Origin of the sequence: Pseudomonas sp. 3MA1, from assembly GCF_029237275.1 — a bacterium.
GTDB classification, from domain to species: Bacteria; Pseudomonadota; Gammaproteobacteria; order Pseudomonadales; family Pseudomonadaceae; genus Aquipseudomonas; species Aquipseudomonas fluorescens_AP.
Map to the genome: position 1 here is coordinate 163,471 of NZ_JAACFX010000010.1, position 18,890 is coordinate 182,360.

General features: G+C 66.6%; 21 protein-coding genes. 5 read left to right on the forward strand and 16 right to left on the reverse strand.

Annotated elements, in window-relative coordinates:
- Complete coding sequence (arnB, locus tag GWQ44_RS24580; protein WP_016964248.1) at positions 1-1,140, reverse strand: UDP-4-amino-4-deoxy-L-arabinose aminotransferase; 1,140 nt, start codon at positions 1,138-1,140, stop codon at positions 1-3.
- A 460-nt stretch (positions 1,141-1,600) separates the two neighbouring features.
- Between arnB and GWQ44_RS24585 the strand changes: the two genes are divergently transcribed.
- Complete coding sequence (locus GWQ44_RS24585) at positions 1,601-2,527, forward strand: tyrosine-type recombinase/integrase (protein ID WP_042940820.1); 927 nt, start codon at positions 1,601-1,603, stop codon at positions 2,525-2,527.
- A gap of 37 nt (positions 2,528-2,564) precedes the next feature.
- On the opposite strand, the gene GWQ44_RS24590 is transcribed toward GWQ44_RS24585, so the two are convergent.
- From GWQ44_RS24590 to GWQ44_RS24600, 3 genes are read right to left on the reverse strand one after another with little or no spacing between them, the layout of a single operon-like run.
- A complete protein-coding gene (locus GWQ44_RS24590; RefSeq protein ID WP_275928450.1) occupies positions 2,565-3,626 on the reverse strand; it encodes an ABC transporter ATP-binding protein in 1,062 nt (353 codons plus the stop codon).
- Positions 3,623-5,227 carry an iron ABC transporter permease gene (locus GWQ44_RS24595; protein WP_275928451.1) on the reverse strand — a complete coding sequence of 535 codons (1,605 nt, stop codon included), beginning with the start codon at positions 5,225-5,227 and terminating at the stop codon, positions 3,623-3,625. The genes GWQ44_RS24590 and GWQ44_RS24595 overlap by 4 nt, the downstream gene beginning before the upstream one ends.
- Before the next feature lie 3 nt (positions 5,228-5,230).
- A complete protein-coding gene (locus tag GWQ44_RS24600; RefSeq protein WP_016966143.1) occupies positions 5,231-6,244 on the reverse strand; it encodes an iron ABC transporter substrate-binding protein in 1,014 nt (337 codons plus the stop codon).
- Positions 6,245-6,594: 350 nt separating this feature from the next.
- Between GWQ44_RS24600 and GWQ44_RS24605 the strand changes: the two genes are divergently transcribed.
- The gene (locus GWQ44_RS24605) at positions 6,595-7,050 is read left to right on the forward strand and encodes a glucosaminidase domain-containing protein (RefSeq protein WP_042941648.1); all 456 of its coding nucleotides are present in this window, start codon (positions 6,595-6,597) and stop codon (positions 7,048-7,050) included.
- Positions 7,044-7,514: a hypothetical protein gene (locus GWQ44_RS24610; RefSeq protein ID WP_103741378.1), complete on the forward strand. Its 471-nt coding sequence runs from the start codon at positions 7,044-7,046 to the stop codon at positions 7,512-7,514. The genes GWQ44_RS24605 and GWQ44_RS24610 overlap by 7 nt, the downstream gene beginning before the upstream one ends.
- A gap of 51 nt (positions 7,515-7,565) precedes the next feature.
- Here GWQ44_RS24610 and GWQ44_RS24615 read toward each other — a convergent pair whose 3' ends face one another.
- From GWQ44_RS24615 to GWQ44_RS24630, 4 genes are all read right to left on the reverse strand, one after another.
- Complete coding sequence (locus tag GWQ44_RS24615; protein WP_016966145.1) at positions 7,566-7,877, reverse strand: hypothetical protein; 312 nt, start codon at positions 7,875-7,877, stop codon at positions 7,566-7,568.
- Entirely contained in the window at positions 7,874-8,614 is a 741-nt protein-coding gene (locus GWQ44_RS24620) for an AzlC family ABC transporter permease (protein ID WP_275928452.1), read from the reverse strand. The genes GWQ44_RS24615 and GWQ44_RS24620 overlap by 4 nt, the downstream gene beginning before the upstream one ends.
- 113 nt (positions 8,615-8,727) lie before the next feature.
- Positions 8,728-9,177: a sn-glycerol-3-phosphate transporter gene (locus GWQ44_RS24625; protein WP_233172523.1), complete on the reverse strand. Its 450-nt coding sequence runs from the start codon at positions 9,175-9,177 to the stop codon at positions 8,728-8,730.
- 137 nt (positions 9,178-9,314) lie between these two features.
- Positions 9,315-10,793, reverse strand: a complete 1,479-nt coding sequence (locus tag GWQ44_RS24630) for an alpha/beta hydrolase (protein WP_275928453.1) — start codon at positions 10,791-10,793, stop codon at positions 9,315-9,317.
- A gap of 220 nt (positions 10,794-11,013) precedes the next feature.
- On the opposite strand from GWQ44_RS24630, the gene GWQ44_RS24635 reads away from it, so the two are divergent.
- On the forward strand, positions 11,014-11,637 hold the full coding sequence (locus tag GWQ44_RS24635; protein WP_275928454.1) for a class I SAM-dependent methyltransferase: 624 nt from the start codon (positions 11,014-11,016) through the stop codon (positions 11,635-11,637).
- Between the two features lie 40 nt (positions 11,638-11,677).
- Here GWQ44_RS24635 and GWQ44_RS24640 read toward each other — a convergent pair whose 3' ends face one another.
- The 5 genes from GWQ44_RS24640 to GWQ44_RS24660 form a co-directional block, all read right to left on the reverse strand.
- Positions 11,678-12,157 (reverse strand): copper chaperone PCu(A)C, encoded by a 480-nt coding sequence (locus GWQ44_RS24640; RefSeq protein ID WP_016965698.1) that lies wholly within the window; start codon positions 12,155-12,157, stop codon positions 11,678-11,680.
- On the reverse strand, positions 12,157-12,762 hold the full coding sequence (locus GWQ44_RS24645; protein WP_042941277.1) for an SCO family protein: 606 nt from the start codon (positions 12,760-12,762) through the stop codon (positions 12,157-12,159). The genes GWQ44_RS24640 and GWQ44_RS24645 overlap by 1 nt, the downstream gene beginning before the upstream one ends.
- 197 nt (positions 12,763-12,959) lie before the next feature.
- Positions 12,960-13,376 carry an NUDIX domain-containing protein gene (locus tag GWQ44_RS24650; RefSeq protein ID WP_275928455.1) on the reverse strand — a complete coding sequence of 139 codons (417 nt, stop codon included), beginning with the start codon at positions 13,374-13,376 and terminating at the stop codon, positions 12,960-12,962.
- 165 nt (positions 13,377-13,541) lie between these two features.
- Positions 13,542-14,177, reverse strand: coding sequence for a LysE family translocator (locus GWQ44_RS24655; protein ID WP_275928465.1), 636 nt, complete (start codon positions 14,175-14,177; stop codon positions 13,542-13,544).
- 85 nt (positions 14,178-14,262) lie between these two features.
- Positions 14,263-15,072: an AraC family transcriptional regulator gene (locus GWQ44_RS24660; RefSeq protein ID WP_275928456.1), complete on the reverse strand. Its 810-nt coding sequence runs from the start codon at positions 15,070-15,072 to the stop codon at positions 14,263-14,265.
- A 164-nt stretch (positions 15,073-15,236) separates the two neighbouring features.
- Between GWQ44_RS24660 and GWQ44_RS24665 the strand changes: the two genes are divergently transcribed.
- Positions 15,237-16,061 carry an enoyl-CoA hydratase-related protein gene (locus tag GWQ44_RS24665; RefSeq protein ID WP_047304440.1) on the forward strand — a complete coding sequence of 275 codons (825 nt, stop codon included), beginning with the start codon at positions 15,237-15,239 and terminating at the stop codon, positions 16,059-16,061.
- 15 nt (positions 16,062-16,076) lie between these two features.
- On the opposite strand, the gene GWQ44_RS24670 is transcribed toward GWQ44_RS24665, so the two are convergent.
- The 3 genes from GWQ44_RS24670 to GWQ44_RS24680 are packed head-to-tail and all read right to left on the reverse strand — an operon-like array spanning position 16,077 to position 18,855.
- On the reverse strand, positions 16,077-17,321 hold the full coding sequence (locus GWQ44_RS24670) for a hypothetical protein (protein ID WP_275928457.1): 1,245 nt from the start codon (positions 17,319-17,321) through the stop codon (positions 16,077-16,079).
- Complete coding sequence (locus GWQ44_RS24675) at positions 17,318-18,316, reverse strand: DegT/DnrJ/EryC1/StrS family aminotransferase (protein ID WP_275928458.1); 999 nt, start codon at positions 18,314-18,316, stop codon at positions 17,318-17,320. Before GWQ44_RS24675 ends, GWQ44_RS24670 begins: the two co-directional genes overlap by 4 nt.
- Positions 18,307-18,855 (reverse strand): hypothetical protein, encoded by a 549-nt coding sequence (locus tag GWQ44_RS24680; protein ID WP_110651757.1) that lies wholly within the window; start codon positions 18,853-18,855, stop codon positions 18,307-18,309. Before GWQ44_RS24680 ends, GWQ44_RS24675 begins: the two co-directional genes overlap by 10 nt.
- Positions 18,856-18,890: the final 35 nt, after the last annotated feature.

Consider the following 18,890-nt stretch of genomic DNA (forward strand, 5'->3'; position numbering starts at 1 on the left):
TCAGTCCAGGAGGTTTTCAATGGCACCGGCAACCCGTTCGACATCGTCGAGGGTCATGTCCGGAAACAGTGGAATCGAGCATAGCCGCGCCGAGTTCCATTCGGTATGGGGCAGGTGCACTTCGGGGAAGCGCTGTCGGTAATAGGTATGCAGGTGAGTCGCGATGAAATGGATGCCGGTGCCGATGTTCTGCTCCTGCAAGCCCTTCATGAAGGCGTCGCGGTCCAGGCCGCAGCGTTCGGCGTCGATGCGCAGGATGAACAGGTGCCAGGCGTGCTGTTGCGGGTACTGGGGCAGGTGCAGGGGTTGCACCGGCAGGCCTTGGAGGCGCTCCAGGTAAGCCTTGGCCAGCACTTCGCGCTTGGCGTTGATCTCGTCCAGGCGCTGCAGTTGCACCAGGGCGATGGCGGCGTTCATGTCCGCCAGGTTGTACTTGAAGCCGGGCTCGATGACCTGGGCCTGGGGCTTGCGCCCGTGGGTCAGGCGGTCGTAGGCGTCGACACCCAGGCCGTGGAACTTGAGCATGCGCACCCGGTCGGCCAGGGCCTGGTCGTCGCTGACGAACATCGCGCCCTCGGCGCAGGTCATGTTCTTGATCGCGTGGAAGGAGAAGATCGCCGTGCCCCGGGCGCCGATGGCGCGTCCGCGGTAGGTGGTGCCGGCGGCGTGGGCGGCGTCTTCGATCACCGGGATACCGTGCTTGTCCGCCAGGGCATACAGCGGATCCAGGTCGAAGGCGGCGCCGGCGTAATGCACCGGAATGATCGCCTTGGTCCGTGGGGTGATGGCCGCTTCAATGGTCGCCGCGTCGCTCATCAGGGTGTCGGGATCGACATCGACGAACACCGGGGTCGCCCCCAGCAGGCAGATCATGTTGGCGGTGGAAACCCAGGTCTGGGACGGGGTGATCACCTCGTCGCCAGGACCGATGCCCAGGGCCAGCAGGGTGATGTGCATGGCGCCGGTGGCCGAGGACAGGGCCACAGCATGGCGGGCGCCGACGCGTTCGGCGAACTGTTGTTCCAGTTCCTGGTTTTTCGGGCCGGTGGTGATCCAGCCGGAGCGCAGAACCTGCTCCACTGCAGCTATCTCTTCGTCGCCAATACTCGGACGCGAGAAGGGAAGGAAAGCCTGGTTCATGGTTACCTCGGGTTTAGCTGATGCCGGAAATACGGGGTCTTGCGAGTGAACGGACGGTTCATGGAAAGCGGGGGAGGTCATGCGGTCATTAAGGCACATCCAGTCATTGAGCCAGCGGGGCATTCCATGCAGCACATGAGTAAAGACTATGTTTGTGAAAAGTAAATGCGGATCAAGGTGTTATCTTTGCAACCTGAGAAAAAACTGCACTCGGAGGGCGAGCCGTCGGGGGCTGAGATTAAGCGGAAAAATGTGAAACGAATATGAAAAATAAGGTAAAAGTCCGTTTTTCTGCGAGCCAGACAGCCAGCGTTCAGTTTTTTTGCCAGCCTGTGGATCAACTGAGTGCGGGCCATTGTTTTAGCCGGTTTTCGGCGGATGTTGAAGAGGGCGACCAGAGACTTTTTTTTCCAGGTCCTGGGTGCTACCCGGTGCAACCCGCTGCTTGGGGGCGATCCTGATGCCGTCCGTCCCTGGCCCGCGCAGCGCCAACCCCCTCAGTCTGTACCTGACGCGCCTGGCCCCCTCCAGCCAAACCACCCTGCGCTACGTGTTGCAGGACGCCGCCGACCGCCTGGGCTATGAAGACCTCAACCTGGAGGACATTCCCTGGCACCAGTTGCAGCCCGAGCACGTCACGGCCCTGGTGGCGACCCTGCGCCGCGACGGCTATGCACCCAGCACCTCCTCGCTGTATGTCAATGCTCTGCGCGGAGTGCTGAACGAAGCCTGGCGCGCCAGCCTGATCAGCCAGGACCACCTGCTGAAGATGCGCTCGGTCAAGGCCATGGGCGGCACGCGCCTGTCCCGCGGGCGCAACCTCAGGCGCGGGCTGATCCAGGAGCTGATGGCCGTGTGTGCCGCGGACCCGCGTCCCCAGGGCGTGCGCGACGCGGCGATCATTGCCGTGCTCTACGGCTCGGGCATGCGCAAATCCGAATCGGTGAACCTGGACCTGGCCCAGGTGGACTTCGCCCAGCGCAGCCTGCAGGTGCTGGCCAAGGGCAACAAACAGCTGATCAAGTACGCCCCGGCCTGGGCCTTCGACAAGCTCCAGGCCTGGCTGGACCTGCGTCGCGCCGACTTGCCGGCGGGCCTTGAGGACGACCCTTTCCTGTTCAACCGGATCCGTCGCGGCGGGCATATCACCCGCGAGCGCATCACCAAGCACGCCATCTACTACATCGCCCGGCAGCGCGGCGCCCAGGTCGGCGTGCGCATCATGCCCCACGATTTCCGCCGCTCATTCATCACCCGGGTGATCGAGGAACACGACCTGTCGATTGCCCAGAAACTGGCGCACCACACCAATATCCAGACCACCGCCAGCTATGACATGCGCGACGACAATGAACGGCGCCGGGCCATCGATCGCTTCGACCTGTGAGCCGCCCCCGGTCACGGCAGCGCCGGCAGTCGCCCGTTCAGCTCCCGGGTAGCACGTGGGCCTGGCCCGAAATGCTGATCCAGACCCGGCTGCCGGGCGCCGGGGCCTGCAGGCCGGCGGCCGGTACCGGTAGCAGCTGCTGGCGGCCATCGACGGTGGTAATGGCGACGCTCAAGGTGCAGTGGTTGCCGGCAAAATCCCAGTCCTTGACCACCCCGGAGCAGCCGGGGGCCGCGCCGCTTTGCACGATGCCGGTCGACCATTGCAGTTGCTCGGGGCGCAGCATGATCTGCGCCGCTCCCTGGCGCCCGGGGTCGGCAATCGGCAGCGGCCCCAGGTCGCAGTGGGCCAGGCCCTGTTCCAGGCGGGCCGGCAGCACCAGCGCATCGCCGAGAAACAGCGCGGTCTGGGCATCTCGGGGATGCCGGTACAGCTCCAGCGGGGTGCCGCTCTGCACCAGGCGTCCCTGGCGCATCACCGCCAGCTGGTCGGCAAAGGACAGGGCTTCGGCCTGGTCGTGGGTGACCAGAATGGTGGTGATCCCGGCGTCCGCCAGCAGGCGGGCCACGGCCTTGCGCATCGAGGCCCGCAGGCCGGTGTCGAGGGCCGAGAAGGGCTCGTCCAGCAGCATCAGCCGCGGACGCTGAGCCAGGGCGCGGGCCAGGGCCACCCGTTGCTGCTGGCCGCCGGACAGTTCATGGGGCCAGCGCGTGCCCATGGCGCGATCGAGGGCCACCATGTCGAGCAATTCATCGATGCGCGTCTGTTTGGCCGCCATCTTGCCCGGCAGGCCAAAGCCGATATTGGCCGCCACGTTCATGTGCGGGAACAAGGCGCCGTCCTGGGGCACGTAGCCGATCAGGCGCTGATGGGCCGGCAGAGCGCCTTGCTCATCCGCCAGGACCTGGCCATTGAGGCTGATACGGCCCCGGTCGGGAAATTCGAAACCGGCGATCATCCGCAGCAAGGTGGTCTTGCCCGAGCCGGAGGGCCCGACAATCACCGTGCGGCTGCCGGCGGGCAGGTTCAGGCTGACGTCGTGCACCGCGCTCAGCGTGCCGTAGGACTTGTGCAGTTGCTGGAGTTCAAGGCTGTTCATCGGCCCGCCGTGCGTCTGGATTGATGGTAGAGAAGGCCGGTCAACGGCAGTGAGATCAGGATCATGAGCAAGGCATAGGGCGCGGCTGCGGCGTAGTCGATTTCGCTGGTCCGGGCCCAGAACGCGCTGGCCAGGGTCCGGGTGCCATTGGGGGCCAGCAGCAGGGTGGCGGTCAGCTCATTGCTGATGGCCAGGAACACCAGGGCCGCCCCGGCCGCCGCCCCAGGGGCCACCAGGCGCAGGGTGACCCGCCACAGCGCCTGGAACGGCGTGCGCCCCAGGCTGCGAGCGATGTTTTCCAGCTCCACCGGTGCCTGGGCGATACCGGCCCGCAAGCTGACCAGGGCCCGGGGCAGGAACATCAGCCCATAGGCCAGGAGCACCGTGAGGCTGGTCTGGTAGATCGGCCGGGCGTACCTCACCGTGACGGTCACCAGGGCCAGGGCGACGACGATTCCCGGCAGCGAACTGGCGATGTAATTGGCGCTTTCCAGCAGCCGCAGCAGGCGCCCCGGCGCACGGATCGACAACCAGGCCAGGGGAAACGCCGCGCAGGTGGTGAGCAGGGCGCCGAGACAGGCCAACTCCAGGGTCTGCCCCAGGCTGGGCAGCAGTTCCGGGACTTGCCAGGCTTCGCTGCCGCCGGCCAGCAACCAGTTACCCAGGGTCAGCAGCGGCACGCCCAGGGCCAGCGCGCTGCTCAACCCCACCAGCAACAGGCCGGCGCAGCGCCCGGTGCCGGAGAGTACCTGCAGCGGCTGGGCACGCGGACTGCCCGAGCCGACCCGGGCGTAGCGCGCCTGCCCCCGGCAGGCCGACTCGGCACTGAGCAGCAGCAGGCAGCACACCACCAGGACCCCCGCCAGCATGTTCGCCGCCGGGCCGTTGTAGGTGGACTGGAACTGGTCGTAGATGGCGGTGGTGAAGGTGTCGAAGCGAATCATCGCGTACAGGCCGTACTCCGCCAGCAGGTGCAGGCCCACCAGCAACGCGCCACCGGCGATGGCCAGGCGCAATTGCGGCAGCACCACGCGCAAGAACTGCGCCCGGGGCCTGAGCCCGAGGGATTGGGCAACGTCTTCGAGGGCCGGGTCGAGGCGGCGCAGGGTGGCGGCCACCGGCAGATAGACGAAGGGGCAATAGGCGATCACCGACACCAGCACCGCCGCGGGCAAGCCGTGCAGGGCCGGCAGCAGGCTGACCCAGGCATAACTGTGGACGAACGCCGGCACCGCCATGGGCGCCACCGCCAACAGCGACCAGGCCCGCCGTCCCGGCAGATCGCTGCGCTCGGTGAGCCAGGCCAGGGCCACCCCCAGCAGCACGCACAGCGGCAGGGTCAGGAGCAGCAACAGCAGGGTGTTGAACAACAACTCCGCGACCCGTGGCCGCAATACCAGCTCGGCGATGCCGGCCCACCCGGTCTGGATCGAGACAGCGACGACAAACCCCAGGGGCACCAGGGCCAGCAACGACACCAGCAGCGCAGCCCCCAGCAGCCAGGGGGTGCTGGTGCGGGCGCGGCGACGCTGCCGCAGCCGCAGCGCGGGAAGGCGGGCGGCGACGTCGATGCCTTCGGCCTGTGATAGAGGCTCGGCCATGGATTACAGCAGACCGGCCTGGGTCATCAGGTCCACCGCCTTTTTACTGTTGAGTCTGGCGGCATCGACCTGAGGCGCGTCCAGCTCGGCCAGCGGCACCAGGGCCGGGTTGGAGGCCGCGCCCTTGCCCACGGCGTACTCGAACGAGTTGCCGGTTCTGAGCACCGCCTGGCCGTGTTCGCCGGTGATCCACTTGAGGAACGCCTGGGCCTGCTGCGGGTGCTTGCTGGAGGCCAGCACGGCGCCGCCGGAAAGGCTGACGAAGGCCCCCGGATCCTGGTGCTTGAAGTAGTGCAGGGCGGTGTTCTTGCTGTTCTCGCCGGTCTTGGACTGGTCGACGAAGCTGTAATAGTGATAGATCACGCCGCTGTCGACCTGACCGGCGTTGACCGCCTTGAGCACCGCGCTGTTGCCGCGATAGACGCTGGCATTGGCTTTCATGCCCTTGAGCCATTCCAGGGTCGCGGCTTCGCCCTTGAGCTCCAGTACCGCGCTGACAATGGCCTGGAAGTCGGCGCCGGCAGGAGACGCGGCCCAGCGGCCTTTCCAGGCGGGTGCCGCCAGATCCAGCAGGGATTTGGGCAAGTCGCCCGGGCTGAGCTTGGCCGGGTTGTAGACGAACACCGTGGAGCGCGCCGCAATCCCCACCCAGTTGCCATGGACCGGCCGATAGGCGGCAGCCACCTGTTCCAGGGTGCTGGGGGCCACTTTGGCAAGCAGCCCGGCGTTGTCCACCAAGGCCATGGCCGGGGAGTTTTCGGTGAGGAAGACATCCGCCGCCGAGGCATTGCCTTCCTGCACCAGCTGGTTGCCCATTTCGCTGTCATCGCCGTTGCGCAGGGTGACCTTGATCCCGGTTTCCCGAGTGAAGCCGTCCACCCAGGCCTTGGTCAGGCCCTCGTGCTGGGCGTTGTAGACCAGGATGCCGTCGGCGTCGGCGGCGCAGACCTGCCCGGTGGCCAGCAAGGCGGCGCTCAGCAGGGCGGTTTTGAACAGCGAAGAGGGCGTGAGGGTCATGCTCGGGGCAGCTCCTGGGAGGTTGTTTGGGTGTGGCGGCGAACCGGCTGGTTCGAGGCGCCAGAGAAGGCATCGCGAATCGGCAGAACAATAGGAATCATTTGCATATGAAGCCGTCGGCAATGTAGAGCGGCAAATCAGAAAAAAACGTCAAATTTTCGGTGAATTCCCGTGATGACGGCATTTGTCCGCGGCCTGCGAGCGGCCGCCTCCGTCCAGTGTGTGACGAGGCCCACAGACCTGTGCCAAACGCCGCGAGAAGTCCCGGGCAAGTGCCCGGGATTGATTTACAATCGGCGCCGCGACACCTGCAGGAAATGGAATTGACCGGTCAAACGAGGGAAGCAATCTTGAGCGCCAAACTGTGCAACAACATCAATGCCGTCACCTTTGTCAGTAAATACAAGGCGGCCTGCCAGCCGATCGCCGACCAACTCGACCTGCCGGTTGAGAACATCCTTGGCCTGGCGGCCCAGGAGAGCCAGTACGGAGCGGGGCGGATCGCCCGGGAACTGAACAACTATTTCTCCATGCATGCGCCGGCGCCCCTGCAGATCAGCGCCGAATCGGCCCAGGGCAGCGCCAGCGTCAAGGTGGCGAAGTTCGACTCCTTCCAGAAATCCGCCCAGTCCTTTGCCTTGCGCTATGGCGCCTCGGTGCGCGGCAAGCGCGAGCCCATGGAGTTCGCCCAGGCCCTGGTGCGCAGCGGCTACAACAGTGGCGACGCCGCCACCGGCGGGCGCAACGGTTTTGCCGACTACCTGGCAAAGATCATCCTCTCGGTCAGGGGGCGTCTGGCGTGCTGAGCAACGATCGCCGTTCCTGGCTGCTGGGCCTGACCCTGGCCTGCACCACCCTGGTCGCCTGTGCCGGCGACGCCCTGTCGCCGACTCAGGTCAAGGCCACCGGCCTGACCCGCGAACAGGCCCAGGCCGTGTTGCGGGTGGCCCTCAAGCACCAGGACTATCAACTGGACAAGCCCGGAGTGTTCGTCGACGGCGATCTGCAGGATGAGCACGGCCAGCCGCCCCATCCGGGCTACTTCGACTTCAGCCTCGGCTACAACGACCCCAAGGCCGGCGCCACCGAGTACTGGGGGCTGTTCTCGGTGAGCATCGCCACCGGCGATGTCTGGGAAACCAACCTGTGCAAGCGTCTGGATGGCGCTCAATTGCAAGCCCTGCAAAGGCAGATCATGGCGCGCACCGGCAAGTCCCTGAAGGACGAGCAAGCGCAGCGTCAGGGGCTGGGCTGCGACGAAGGGCAATAGCGAGGCAGCGGCCGCCCCGAGGCTGCACCATGCCCCGGGGCGTCGCACGCGCTATCCGGGCAGTTGCAGCAGGGCTGCATACGCCGCGGTGCCGATGGCCGCGGTAGTGATCAGGCCCAGGCTGCCGCCCAGGGCGATGACCCCGACGATCAGCAGTGAGCCGGCCGCCGCCCAAGGCTCGCGGCCGATTTCGCTGTAGGCGATGTACACCGCGAAATTGATGAAAACCGCCACGGGCAGTTCCTCTTGCAGGCAGCGTTGCAGGCCCGGCCGCAGGCGCAGGGTGACGAAGGCCGGAATGATGCGCACCAGGCAACTGGTGGCGAACAACGCGGCAATGGTGAGCCAGCTGGCCTGGCTCATGCTCGGGCCCAGCTCAGCAGGACGCTGGTGGCCAGTACGCTGGGGATCCAGAAGTACAGGCTGCCCAGCAGCCGGATCAGCGCCAGGCTCAGGGTCACGCACAGCGCCAGGCGCACCAGGATCGCCAGGCGCCGCCCGGGGAGCAACGCCAGGCGCCGGCGCAGCTGGCTCAGCGCCAGGTACATCAACACCACACTGGCGGGGTAGCCGAGATTGAGCTCGGAGCCGAGCCAGTGCGCGGGCAACGCGCGCCCCAAGCAGGCCCCGAGCACCCCGGACAGGACCCAGGTGAGAAAAATCGTTGCCCGGATCATCAGCACCGCGGCCGGGCTGTCCCCCTGGGCCTCGGTGGCGTAGGCCTCGTCCCCCAACAGATGGGCCGCCACGGCCTTGGGCAGCCAGCGGCGCGGCAGTCGCGCCGCAGAGGCGAAGGCCATCGGCAGGTAGCGGCTGTTGAGCGAGGCGCTTACCAGCAACAGGGTGAAGAACCCGGCGCCCGATTGGGCCAGGGGCAGGGCGGCAAACTGGCCGCTGCCGGTGAACCCCAGCAGGCCCACCAAGGCCACCTCCAGCAACGACCAGTCGGCGCGGGCCGCCAGCACGCCAAACAGCATGCTGACCGGAACAATGGCCAGGGCCGTCGGCGCGACCCGGCGCCAGAGCGCCGGGCGGCCGGTAAGAAACTCTGACTGTGGTAACTGCTGCATGAAGGTCTTGCCCTCCCGAATTGACGCCATGCCGGGCACGTCGATGTGCCGGCCGTCAGGCTTCGAGAGTCTGGGGAAGGGCTGGAGCAACGTCTTGAACGATTGTGCGACTTTGCCGGGCCAATCCCTGGGCCCGGTGTCTGTCAGTAGCGGTAGCCGACGTTGACCATCACCGCCGCGGTGCCCAGCACCACCAGCTCGGTGCCTACCGGGCCGTAATGCAGGCCGACTGCCGGGATCAGCACCGGCGCCACGCCGAAGTGGTTCAGCGGGATCTTGTCCTTGTAGTCGCCCTTGTAGCCCTGGATCAGGCCGCCGCTGAGCTTGGCGTAGACCGGCCAGTCGGCGCTCTCCCAGGCCTTGCCGACATAGGCGTAGTAGGAGCGCTGGGAAAAGGAGTTGCGAAAGGTGCTCAGGCCCCAGAGTTTTCCGCTGGCGTAGTTGCGCTCCAGGCCGATCAGGTCCTGGTGGTTGTTGTGGTCCGGATCGTTGCTCCAGTGGTTGGTGTAGACGCTGGTCTGCAGGTACCAGAAATCCCCTTGCTGATCGGCCTGCGCGCTCTGGGCGGCGACCAGCAGGGCAGCGCTGGCCATGGCCCGCCGCAGCGCAAGGGAGAGGCCGGTGGCCCGGGTTTGAAACAGTGTTTTCATTGCGATTCCCTGCCATCGCGGCAGTTGTGCCCCCTCGGAAATCAAGGGGGCAGAGGGCGCTGACGCTAACATCCGCCTATTCAGCGGATCAATGACGGAACTGTTGCTTGATCTATATCTGACTCGATGCGCCGGATCAGGTAGGGGTAGAACGGGTTGGCGGTCAGACGCATCAACTCGTCCATGGGCACCACCAGCACCCCGCGTTCGCCGCGGGCCGCGAGGCTGCCCAGGTGCAGGCCGAAGTCTTCGTCGGGGTCCGGTTGGCTGCCGTACAGGCTGTCGCTGACCGGGAACGGCAGGGCCACGTGAGACAGGGAAAACACCCCCGGCGGGAAGGCCAGGTCCAGGGGCCGGCGCTGGCTGTCCAGGCTCAGGGCCGCGGTGCTGAGTTCTTCCAGGTGATGCGACGGGCTGTCGGCGTTGCTCAGGCCCCGGGTGCTGTAGTTGCGCGGCGGCGCCGGCAGCAGGCTGGCCAGGGAGGTGAGGCTGGACGGGTCCAGCAGGCCGTCAAAGTCGCTGGTGCGGTTCAGATCGAAGATCACCAGCTCGCTGCCATTGGCCGGCAGGCGGCGGAACAGGCCCGTGACCACCGCCTGAGTGCTGACCGTGGCGTCGGTCAGGGACTGAAAGCCGAGGATCGGCGGCAGTTGCAGCAGCCGCGGATCCGCCGCCAGGGCCTGCAGCTGGCCTTGCAGGGCCTCGGTCAGGCGCCACGACTGGCGCGCGCCATTGACCGGAAACGAGTTGTACTTGAACGGGTTGTATTCCGGGCGCAGGTTCAGCCAGGCGGCCTTGCTGAAGGCCGGAACCACCGCGGGCCAGGCCGCCAGCCCGGCAAAGCGCGCCGACGGCGCCACGCCGATCATCGGTGAAATCAGCACCAGGCGCTGGGCCTGTGGCAGTTGCGGATCGCTGAGGGCGTCCAGAGCGTACTTGACCGCCAGGGCGCCACCGTTGGAGTAGCCGACAATGTGCAGGGGCGCGGGCGCCGGCACTTCGGCCCGCGCCGTGCGCAGGGCCAGGCGGGTCGCCGCCAGCCAGTCCTGCCACTGCACCTCGGTCAGGCCCGCGGGCACCGTGCCGTGACCGGGCAGGCGCAGGCCAATGGCCAGGTAGCCGTGGGCCACATAGCGCCGGGCAATGTGCCGCAGGCTGTAGGGCGAGTCGGTCAGGCCGTGCAGCAACACCACCACGCCCCGGGGCGAGCCCTGGGGGCGCAGCAGGTAGGAGCGGTTCCAGTCGGTGGCAAAGTGCGGCGGGTAGACCCGGCTGTCCTTGCGGTAACGGTTGAAGGGCGGCACCTGGGACGGGTCCAGGGTGTCGCTGACCTCGCGCTCGACTTCGCCGAACACCCGCTCCTCGGCCTGCAGCCAGCTTGCCCAGTCGGCCCGATCGATCTGCTCGATGCTCAATTCATGGGGCGCCCGCAGGTGCCAGGGTTGCAGCGCCGGGCCCCGTTCGCTGTCGTAGACCCGCCACCCCAGCAGGGTCAGGCCGGCCACACAAAGGAGCAGTGCGCCGCGCTTGTACAGGCGCGCCAGGGCGGGGGCGATCATGAGCCGCTACTCGGCCGCGCGCAGCGGTTGTGGTACGGGGCAAGGGAGGACTTGAAAGACATGCTGGACCATTGAACCAAGGGCAAGTGAGGGTCGCCGCGGCGACCGGGCAAGCATAACAGGGGCATGGCTTGACGGCCGAGGATGCCGACATCTTCGCCTGGCGCGCTGCACTTGTGCTGTAATCCGCGGCCACCAAACAGCACAAGGAAGCCTGTGGATGCACGAATCCGCCCGTCACATCGTCGATCTGTACCGGCGTCATGCCCAGGCTTGGGACCGGGCGCGCCGGGCCAACACCCAGGCATTTCACAGTGAACAAGCCTGGTTCGAACGCTTTCGCCAGGTCATGGGGGCTGGTCGGCAGGTACTGGACCTGGGGTGTGGAGGTGGCGAGCCGGTGGCGCGCTATCTGGTGGAACGTGGTTACGCGGTCACGGGCGTCGACAGCAGCGCCGCCTTGCTGGATCAGTGTCGCCAGCGCTTTCCCGAGCAGCAGTGGCTCCACGCCGACATGCGCGGGCTGGCCCTGGAACAGGATTTCGACGGCATCCTGGCGTGGAACAGCCTGTTCCACCTGTGCCCGGAGGATCAGCGCGCGATGTTCGCGGTGTTCGAGCGCCATGCGGCCCCGGGCTGTGCCCTGCTGTTCACCAGTGGGCCGGCGGCGGGGGAAGCCATTGGTCAGTTCCAGGGCGAGGCGCTGTACCACGCCAGCCTCGATCCCGGGGAGTACTGCACCTTGCTCGACACCCATGGGTTCGAGGTGGTGCAGCACGTCAGCGAAGATCCGCAGTGCTGCGGCTTCACCGTATGGCTGGCGCGGGCGCTGGATTACTCATAAAAAAACCGGCCCATTGGGGCCGGTTTTCATGCAGCGGGTTTTAGTGCTGCATCATGCTGTGGTCCGGCGCATCCAGTGCCCGGGCCTCGGCTTGAACCTTGATCGACTCCTTCTCGCCCTTGGCGTTTTCCACGATCAGGGTCAGCGGCACCTTGTCACCCACCTTGATCTGGCCGGTCAGCTCCATGAGCATCACGTGGTAGCCGTGGGTGTCCAGGCTGACCTTCTTCCCGGCCGGCAGGGCGATGGCGTCCACTTGCTGCATGCTCATCACGTCGTTGTGCATGCTCGACTGGTGGATCTGCACGTTCTTGGCCACCGGCGACTGCACGTCGACCAGCTTGCTGTCGCTGCTGGCGGTGAGGTCCATGAAGGCGCCGCTGGCGTGCTGGCCAGGGACGGTGGCGCGGACCCAGGCGTTGTCGACCTGGGTCGCGGCGCCGGCGGTGCCGGCCAGGCCCAGCAGAGAGATCAGCAGCAGGGCGGATTTAAGGCGCGACGGGCGCTGGTGGGCATTCATTAACAAACCTCCATGACGGTGAGCAGGTCTTCCGCGCACTCTTGGGCGTTGAGAGACTGGGACAGCCCCAGGCGCAAGGTGCCCCGGGAGTCGTAGACGAAACTGGTGGCGGTATGGGACAGGGTGTAGGTCGAGCCGCTGGGGATCTTTTCGTAGAACACGCCGAATTCCTTGGCGGTGGCCGCGGTTTCTTCCAGGCTGCCGTACAGCGCCTCGAAGCTCGGGTCGAAGGCCTTGACGTAGGCGTCCAGCACCTCGGGCGTGTCGCGCTCCGGGTCCAGGGTGATGAACACCACTTTCAGGCGCTCACCGTCGCGGCCCATGAGCTTCTTGGCCTGGGCGGCGCGGGCCAGGGTGGTGGGGCAGACGGCCGGGCACTGGGTGAAACCGAAGAAGATCATCGGCATCAGCCCGCGGTAACTGGACAGCGACTTGGTTTCGCCCTGGGAATCGGTGAGTTTGAAGGTGCGGCCGAGAATCTGATTGCTCAGGTCCTTGCCGTATTTGAAGGACAGTCGGGGACTGTTGTCGCAACCGGCAAGCAGGCCCAGGCCGAGCACCCCGGCGCTGGTGAGCAGGGTGCGGCGAGTCAGCAGAACACTCATGAAATAACGCCCTTTGAACAGCCAGACAGGCAAAAACCCGCGCATGGTAACAAACAGACGAAAGCGGCGGCGGGCTAATTAGACCAATGCCTGCGGCCATCGGTCGCAGCCTGGGTTGTGGATTGAGCCGGACTCACGGCCAAGTGTCGAACGCTGCCCGAAAGCGGGTCCTGCAAGGCGTTGGGCGGTGAGCGCCGTCAGTCTTCCAGCGCCGCGACCTGCACCAGCGCCCGCACGGCGGCGCGGGTGGCCAGGGTCAGGGGCTTGGGCAACCGGTCCAGCTCGAACCAGGCGATGTCGCTGTGCTTGTGCGGCTCGTTGTTACGCGGCGCCATGGCCGGGGCGGAGGCCAGGTACACCGGGCAAACCCAATGTTCCTGCCGTTCGGCGTCGATCTGGTCCGCCACGCACAACAGGCTGACGCCTTGCAGGGTCAGTCCGAGCGCTTCGAGGATTTCACGGCGCACGGCCTGCTCCACCGGTTCCAGCCAATCGACCTCGCCTGCGGGCAATCCCCAGCAACCGGTCTCGGGGTCGCGCAGGCGCTTGACCAGCAGTAACTGGCCGTCGCGGACGATAGCGGCGGCGCATCCCAGGCGAGGCTGTTGTGGCATGGCTGTGCTCCTGTGCGTTGGGGAGAGGGGCAAGGCCCGTGGTCCTGCCCGGCAGCTGATGTGCGCTTGGCACACTATCGACCGTCAAGGATGACAACCGCGTGTTGCTTTGTTGTTTATTTGTAACTTTCATCGTGCAGGACGGCCGTCGATTCAATGCCCGGCTCAGCGGCGCAACAGGGTGGCCGCGATCACGGCCAGTGCCATGAGGATCAGGATCACCCCGGTGATTCGTTCCAGCCAGGGCAGGGCGCGGGAGAAGCGCTGCCGCACCCGGCCATTGCCAATGGCCAGCGCCACCAACACATCCCACAGCAGCACCACGCTGAACATCCATACGCCATAGACCAGCTTCCAGGCGGTGCTGGTCTGGGCGCCCACCAGGGAGGCCAGGCTGACATAGAACAGGGCGTTCTTCGGGTTGAGCAGGCCCGAAAGCAGACCCGCGCCCAGGCCGCGCCACCAGGTGGCCCGGTGCAGCGCCCGGCGGTCGCCCTGGGCAGCCACCGCAGCCAGGGAACTGCTGCCAGCGTGACGGATGAACAGCCAGCCCAGGTAAAGCAGGTAGCCACAACCGGCCAGTTGGATCAGCAGGAACAGCCAGCTGTCGGGACGCAATACCGAAACCCCGCCAAAGGCCAGGACAATGAACAGCCCGTTGGCCAGGGCGATGCCCAGGCAGGCGCCGGTGGCCGCTTGCCAGCCGCTGGCCATGGACAGGCGCGCCACCAGGAAGAAGTCCGGTCCAGGGGAGAGCAGGGCGAGAAAATGCGCGGCGGCGATCAGCAGGAACTGTTGAATCATGAAGGCAGACTTCCAGAGACGAGGAGGGGCTGGAAGTCTGCAGGGCGTCGGCACTGGGGTATTGAAGAAAATTGCGCGGCCTTCAGCGCTTGTACAAACCCGGGGTGACCCCGACATGGGCCTTGAACACCCGCTGGAAGTGCGCCTGATCGGCAAAGCCCAAGCGCTGGGCCAGGGCCGCCGGGGCCTCGCCGGCCTGCAGCGAGGTGCGGGCCTGGATGATGCGCTGGTTCAATTGGTAGGCGTGGGGCGTCATCCCGGTGGCGGCGCGAAAGGCCCGGATCAGTTGGTAGCGGCTGAGGCCCGCCAGCGTTGCCAGGCGCTGCAGCGGGTGAGCCTGTTGCGCCTCCTGTTGCAGGAATTGCATGACCCGCCGGACCCCGGCGCCGGCCAGGCCCGGATCGGCGGCCTGGGCAATCACCGGTTGCCCCTGGAGTGGAAAATCGCCAATGAACTCGATCAGCGCCGCTTCCTTGTCTTGCCAACTGGCGCTGGAGAACAGCAGGTCGTTGAGGCGGCAGAAGCCCTGGTACAGATCCCTGTCTTGACTCAACAGCACCTGGCCAGGCGCCAATGCCGCCTGCTGCTGCGCTTCCAGGCGCACGCCTTCGACCCAGCGCGGCTCCAGGTGCAGCATCTGGTAGCTCCAGGCCGTGTCCGGCTGGGGATTGCAGGCATGGGCGCAATGGGCCGGGACGAACACCACGCTGCCGGCCTGGATCAGGGTGGGCCCCTCGGCGCCGCCACTGAACAGGCTGACGCCACGGTCCACGGCGCCGATGGACACTGTCGGGTGGCTGTGGGCCCTGTAGTTGGCGCGGCTGTCACAGGCTCGGCGGCTTTCTACGTAAGGCAGGTTCGGGTCGCGCCAGAATTGCGCTGAAGGCGTCATGCTGCAGGTCTGCGGTAAGGGGACGGAGGCGCAGGCTAACAGGGAGGATTGCAAGGGTGCCAGTTTGAGCTGAGCGCGGATGCCGCACGGGAGCGCTCGCCAGGGCTGCCTATACTGCACTCGGGTTTTGCTCAACCGCGCCACGACCTGCATCAGGAGCTGCCATGAACTTCAAGGAAATCGCCTACGAGCAGCACGGACCCGTAGTGGTCATCCGCTTCAATCGCCCCGAGCAGCGCAACTGCATCGGCCCTGTGACCCACCTTGAATTGATCGACGCCTGGACGCGTTTTCGCGACGACGACACGGCCCTGGTAGCGATCATTACCGGCACCGGCGATCGGGCCTTTTGTGCCGGCGGCGACCTCAAGGCCGCCGCGCAACTGGTGCCGTCGAGCGCCGAGGAAATGGCCGCCCATGATCGTGGCGAACGCCCCGGAATCATCGGCCCCAGCCGTTGGGTCGACGTCTATAAACCGGTGATCGCCGCGGTCAATGGCGTGGCCTATGCCGGTGGCCTGGAGTGGGCCTGTTTTGCCGATATGCGCATTGCCGAAGAGCATGCCTCGTTCGGCGTCACCTGCCGCCGCTGGAACATCGGCCTGGCGGACGGCGGCACCCAGCGCTTGCCGCGGATTGTCGGCATGGGCCGGGCCATGGAACTGATTCTGACCGGCAAGGTGATCGATGCCCAAGAGGCCTACCGCATCGGCCTGGTCAACGAAATAGTGCCCAGCGGGCGCTCCCTCAAGCGCGCGCTGGAGCTGGCCCAGGTGCTGGCCGGTCTGCCGCAACCGGCGATGCGCTCGGACAAGGAGGCGGCCATCCGCGGTTACGGATTGCCCTTGGCCGAAGGCTTGAAGATAGAAGCCCAGTGCTTCAATCGCTCGATCCACGCCCCTGAAACCCAGGAAGGACTGCGCCGCTTCATCGAGCGCGATCACCCTGATCGTGGGGGCCGACCCACGACGGGCATGGTCAAGCACTGAGTCCAGCCCCGGGACTCAGGCCGGGCCGCGCAATGGCTGGCAGGCTTCCGCCAGGGCGGCGCGCAACGCCTGGCACAGACGCTGGGGGTCGCCGCCCTGGCGAAACCCCTCGACCTGGCGCTGCAGCTCGGCGAAACACCGGCCCTCGGCGCTGCGTGCCAGGCTCAGGCGCGGATCGGGCTGGACGTAGCGCGGATCGTCCGGCGTCAGGTACAGGCCGTTGAGGCTCTGGTAATCGGCGTCGATCCAGGCGTACAGGTGATGTTCGAAACGCTCGGCAAACCGATAGCGGCCAAAGTCCATCACCTGCAATTGCAACGGCGCCACGCCGGGCACCCCGGCCAGTTGCACATTGACCCCGTCGATCAGCAACGGCGCCCCCCGGTTGGCGCTCAACAGGCGTTGCAGCGTCGCCGCCACCTGAGCACTGATCGCCACCCTCTGCTCATCGCGCCTGACCTGCAGTTCGCCGTTCTCCCGGCACAGGTGAAAGCGCACCGCGCCGCAGCTGCTGGCGGTCAAGCCATAGCGCCGCAGCAGAAGCTCGGCCTGCATCAGGGCTCCGGCTAGCTCGGGGCCCTGCCAGTAGCGTTGCCACTGGCAGCGCGGGCGGGTGCAGGCCCGGCGCAACAGCAGCACCGCCGGTTCCGCGGCTCGCCCGTCATGCCATAACGCATCGAAGCCCAGGTCGATCAGGGCATAGGCCGGCAATGGCGTGATCGCCGCGCCGGCGTGGCTCATGGCGGCGAACACCAGGTGTTCCATCAGCACTTCGTGCACCGCCTCGGCCAGGGTCAGCAAGCCGTTGGAATGGGGCAACTGCGGGGCTTCGTCCGGCGGCACGCCAATGCCCTTGATGTCGAACAGCACCTGCTCGCTGGCCGGCGCGCACAGCACCGCGGCGCGCCCATAACGCGGCGGACGCCAGCCCGTTACCCGGCGGTCGTCCAGGGTAATCGGGGTGTTGATGCCCTGGGCCGCCGCCTGGCTGGTGGATATATAAGCGGCGTGCTCCAGCAGCCAGCGGTCGATGGCCGCCTGCCGGGTCTGCTCCGACGTCTGCCCCCAAGGGGCGTCGAAGTCGGCGCAGAGCGCCGGGTAGTTGGCGAACAGCACCCGCGCACCGGCCACTCCGAGCAACTGTTCGCTGCTCAGGGTCTGCCCGCTCTGGGCGTAGTCGGCCAGTCGTTGCACCCGTGGGCCTGCGGCGAAAGGCTGGTTCAGATCGTGCTGGGGTTGCCCGGCGGCGGGACTGTTCATCGAGTGTCTCCGGCCCAGGCATCCAGGTGCCCGGGGTGGTCGAGGGCGGCGATCGGGTCCAGCAGGACCCAGTTGCGGCGCAGTTCCAGGCTGGCTTGCGGCCCCTGGGCCACCTCGCCACGGCCGCGCAGCATGGGCAGTTCCCGCAGCGCGCCGGCCGCCGGGGCGCAAACCCCCAGGGCGTCGGCATGGGGGCTGTGGCGCAAGCGTTCGAACAACGGCGGTTCGCGGGTGCGGATCGCCAGGTATTGACCGTTGGGCGGCGCCGATCCGGCCGGTGCCCAGGGCTCCAGGCCGGCATCGCGCAGGCGTGCCAGCAGCCCGGGCATCTGCTGCCGCAGGCGCTGGCTGCGGGCCTGGGCCCGGGCGACAGCGGGCATCAGCGCCGGCAGGGCATGAATCGACAGGGCCGGGCTCAAGGCCGGGCAGGCGCGGGAACGCTGGCCCGGCGACCAGACGTCGATATCGCCATCCACTGGCAGGTCGCCGAACAGCGCGCCCCCGCCGCCAATGTCCAGGGCCTTGCCGTGGCCCAGGGAGGTGACCACCAGCGATGCACCCGGACAGCGCAGGTCCCAGGCACCGGCGCTGTCTTCGATGATGGGCAGGCTTGGGCCGAGCAGCTGGCGCAAGGCCGGGATGTCGCAGGGCAAGCCGTATTGATGGACCGCGATCACCGCGTCCAGGCCATGGATATGGGGCGCCAGCGCTTCGCTGCTGAGCAGCAGGTCGGCGGCGTTTTCGATAATCACCGGTATCGCGCCGGCATTGAGGACGGCGGCCACCACTTGATGACAGGTCGCGGCCGGAACCGCGACCCGCCAGGTGCCGGTGGCCCCCAGCTGGCGCAGCGCCAGTTCCAGCGCCGCGGTGCCGGAACCGACCAGGGCACCGTGGCGCCGCTGATAAAACTGCGCGAGCCAGGACGAGCACGGCAGCCGATCGGCCTCCCGTGCCCGCCACTGGCCATCGGCAGGACCTGGAACTACTTGCACTTGTCCATGGCGCAGGCAGTCAAGGCCTCGACCTTGCACTTGTCCATGGCGCAGGCAGTCAAGGCCTCGACCTTGCACTTGTCCATGGCACAAGCAGTCAGGGCTTCGACCTTGCACTTGTCCATGGCGCAGGCGGTCAGGGCCTCGACCTTGCACTTGTCCATGGCGCAAGCGGTCAGGGCTTCGACCTTGCACTTGTCCATGGCGCAAGCGGTCAGGGCTTCAACTTTGCATTTATCCATGGCGCAAGCGGTGAGGGCTTCGGCCCGCGGGCCGCCGATGCGCCAGCTGGTGAACTTGCTCTCCGGCAGCGCGCCGCGCTTGACCACATCCAGGTGCAGGGTGCGGGCTTCATGGTCGTTGCATTCGAGCAGGATCTCGTCCTCGGCGACCGCGAAGTGATCGTGCAGCAGGCAGAGTCCGAAGCGATCCAGGTTGCCGTGGCGCTCCAGTAGCTCATGCAGGTCATTGATGAATTGCGCATCAGACACCCCCAGTGGCATGGCTTCGTCAAAGGAGGGATTGGTGTGTCCGTTCATGTGGTGTACTCCAATATGTTTGATTTAAACCGGTC